This is a genomic window from Syntrophales bacterium (assembly GCA_030655775.1).
Lineage (GTDB): Bacteria > Desulfobacterota > Syntrophia > Syntrophales > JADFWA01 > JAUSPI01.
This window is the reverse complement of the sequence record JAUSPI010000197.1, coordinates 1-3169: the sequence shown is the minus strand read 5'-3', so window position 1 is coordinate 3169 and position 3169 is coordinate 1. Positions and strand designations below refer to the sequence as shown.

4 protein-coding genes are annotated in these 3169 nt (G+C 40.5%); 3 read left to right on the top strand and 1 reads right to left on the bottom strand.

Features of this window, described 5'->3' with window-relative positions; translation table 11 throughout:
- Nucleotides 1–601: 601 nt before the first annotated feature.
- The gene (locus Q7J27_10680) at nucleotides 602–883 is read left to right on the top strand and encodes a hypothetical protein (GenBank protein ID MDO9529609.1); all 282 of its coding nucleotides are present in this window, start codon (nucleotides 602–604) and stop codon (nucleotides 881–883) included.
- Between the two features lie 128 nt (nucleotides 884–1011).
- On the opposite strand, the gene Q7J27_10675 is transcribed toward Q7J27_10680, so the two are convergent.
- Nucleotides 1012–2172, bottom strand: coding sequence for an AAA family ATPase (locus Q7J27_10675; GenBank protein ID MDO9529608.1), 1161 nt, complete (start codon nucleotides 2170–2172; stop codon nucleotides 1012–1014).
- 315 nt (nucleotides 2173–2487) lie between these two features.
- Here Q7J27_10675 and Q7J27_10670 point away from each other — a divergent pair, with 315 nt between their 5' ends.
- Entirely contained in the window at nucleotides 2488–2910 is a 423-nt protein-coding gene (locus Q7J27_10670; protein ID MDO9529607.1) for an AAA family ATPase, read from the top strand.
- A partial coding sequence (locus Q7J27_10665) for a hypothetical protein (protein ID MDO9529606.1) occupies nucleotides 2907–3169 on the top strand: 263 nt, incomplete at its 3' end. The genes Q7J27_10670 and Q7J27_10665, both read left to right, overlap by 4 nt.

Sequence of the window (3169 nt, the reverse complement as noted above, 5' to 3'; positions counted from 1 at the left end):
TCCATGAGTCATTTTCTGGCACTACAAATGACGTTTCAGGCTACCTGCAATCGTAAGGTATTGTAATTAAACATATCATGTTTTCTTGCCTGCCAGATTTCGGCAATTTTCAGGGCGCAAATCATGAATTTGGGTTAAGTTACCAGGGTGAGGCATCTTTCGTGCTTTAACCGGTTTCCCATATGGAGTAAATTTTCTCTTGACAAAGTACCATAATAGGTACATGTTATGGACATGAAAATGAGCTACTATCTATCGGTGGTATTTTTTAAAACAGATGCTGGCAATGAACCGGCACGGAATTAGTTAAAGGGACTGTCTCGTGAGGAAAAAAAGATAATTGGTACGGACATAAAAACAGTTCAGTATGGTTGGCCAATTGGCATGCCTTTGGTTAAATCGCTGTATGATGGCTTATGGGAGATCAGGTCTGAATTGGGCGACCGAATAGCTCGTACATTTTTCACAATACACAACAAGCAAATCGTTCTTCTACACGGGATTATTAAGAAGGGACAAAAAATACCGAAAGCTGATTTAGAATTAGCAAGAAAGAGATTGTCTAAGTTTGTAAGAAAGGCAAGATAAGGAGGATATTAAAATGAAGCATAAAAATATAGGCAGTAAATTTGATGATTTTCTCGAAGAAGAGGGTTTACTCGGCGAAATTGAGGAAAAAGCCCTCAAAAAGGTTATCGCACTTCAAGTTGAACTGCTAATGAAGGAAAAAAAACTGTCAAAGACAGCCATGGCCAAAAGAATGCAAACGAGTCGATCGTCTCTTGACAGACTGCTTGATCCTTACAATGAATCAGTGACTTTTTATACTATGAAGAAGGCCGCTTCTGCCGTGGGCAGAAAGCTGAAGATCGAATTGGCTTAGCTAAAGAAATCAGCTATCTGGATTTTCCTGTCCGGATACAGCGGTGCTTTTTACTCTTCACTAAAACTTGCAGCTATGGTAAGTTGCCGTTTTTGCATATCTTCTTTACGCAAGTATCTGCACTGAGGTTAACGAATGATCTTGCCTTCCCATAAGTCACTCAGGAAATTTCTATACGGCATTATTCGTATCCTGCCATGAACTCTCTCTTCCCTCTCATTACATACAACTAATGCCTTACGTGGCGAATATTCCTCTATAAAGGCGTTCAGGGGCTGTAAATCCCTTTTCTCGATTAGAGTTGCTCCTTTTACTTCAATGGCTACATCGCCTCCGCCCAGCACAAAGTCGACTTCCAAACCTGATTTTGTCCTCCAGAAATTGATTTCATAATCGATTTCATTGTAAGAATTGTAAGCCGCAATCTCCATCAAAATAAAATGCTCAAATGCTTTCCCGAACAATTCACCTTTTTCTTCCTCAATATGTCGCTTTGTTATGGTGCCTGCAACCCCCACATCAAATAAGTAGAATTTTGCCGCTTTGCTGATGACCTGCCGGTTTTGCCTCCTCTTAAAGGGTTCTATCATAGTGCCTAAAAGCGTATCCACAAGGATCTGGTAATACTCTTTTACAGTCTTGGAATCTACACCGCAATCACGCGCTATATTGGAATAATTTGTAAGCTCTCCGTGAGAGTGTGCCATGGCATCAAAGAATCTGGAAAATGCGGGAATGTTCCGGGTTAACCCCTCATCAAAAACTTCTTCTTTTAAATAATCTTGTGTATAGGCTCTCAAGGATTTCTTGTAGTTTTCCTTAAGATAATGATCCGGTATCATACCGCGATTTAATACTCTCAACAGATCCCAGTTCTCCAGTTCAAACGTAACAAATGGAAACATCTCATAACGCCATGCCCGGCCCCCAAGAAGGTTAGCCTTTCCTCTCTTCAGCTTCCGTGCGCTTGATCCACACAGTATAAAGCTCAACCCCTTATTTTCAATCAGCCAGTGCACTTCGTCCAATAGTTGAGGAATCTTCTGTACTTCATCCAATATCACAGGGTAATTCAGAACATCATCATCCTTTGCCAGCAGCCGTTCCCGCAAAAGAGCAGGTTTCTTGGAGAACTCAAGAAGCAGATCGGTTTGAAGAAAATTATACACAAGGCTGCCTGGAAACCTTGCTTTCAGATAAGTCGATTTTCCTGTCTTTCTTGGCCCCCATAAAAAAGCAGACTGCCCTGGCGGGAGATCGATATTCAAGATTCTCTTGATATTTTCCATTTTCGTACATCGCTCCAATTTAGTTAAACTAATTCGGAATATAATACGAACCGGTATATCGGTCAAGAAAAAATATCATTTAACAATCTCCCCAGCCGGCCGGCTGCATAAATCGGAGCATACAACCGTGAGCCGTGTGTCTTTACATTCCTGACGCTCAGAGCAATGCTTTGTTGTGGTATTTTTTACAACTTTGCGTTGCCATGTAGTTTAATTAACGATTTCATTCTATTCATAATTACACTCCTACGCTAATATTCCATAACTATGGAAAATAGTCTTGACAATATTCCAGCGATATGGATAATAAGCGCCATGGAACGATTAATTGGTAAATATATATTTGATCCTGAAATAACAGCAGGAAAGATGATATTTCTGACTGGTCCCAGGCAGGTGGGAAAAACTACCTTCGCTCAGAAGTGGCTTGGATCTGTCGGCTCGGAAGACACATACTTCAACTGGGATGACCCATCATTAATGGCAAAGTACAAAAAAAATCCACTCTATTTTCGGAACATTATCGATGAGAAATTCAAGAACAATCCCGTTCCTTTCGTGTTTGATGAGATTCATAAGCATACTGAATGGAGGAATATTCTTAAAGGTTTTTATGACATTAATCGCGAAAGAATGCAGCTTCTTGTTACAGGTTCCGCCAGGCTCGGCCATTTTCAAAAGTCTGGAGACTCACTGGTTGGACGATACTTTTCCTTATACGCATGGCAACAAGAATGACAGAAACCGGCCTGGGGAATTTTGAAATACGGTATCTTCGTGACAGGGAAAAGCGGGAAGTTGATTTTGTCATGGTAAAAGACAATCATCCTGTTTGCCTGTTTGAGACAAAGGATAACGATACTGATATTAGTAAAGCAGGTAGATTTTATGGAGAAAAACTCAACATTCCATTCTACCAGATTGTCCGCAATGCTCTAAAGGTTGAAACATTTCCCGGAAATTGTTTCATAATCCCGGCAAGTAATTTTCTTATGTT

Excerpts from the sequence above, each read along its gene's own strand:
- Q7J27_10670 (MDO9529607.1), top strand. The coding sequence starts at position 2,488 with ATGGAACGATTAATTGGTAAATATATATTTGATCCTGAAATAACAGCA.
- Q7J27_10680 (MDO9529609.1), top strand. The coding sequence starts at position 602 with ATGAAGCATAAAAATATAGGCAGTAAATTTGATGATTTTCTCGAAGAA.
- Q7J27_10675 (MDO9529608.1), bottom strand. The coding sequence starts at position 2,172 with ATGGAAAATATCAAGAGAATCTTGAATATCGATCTCCCGCCAGGGCAG.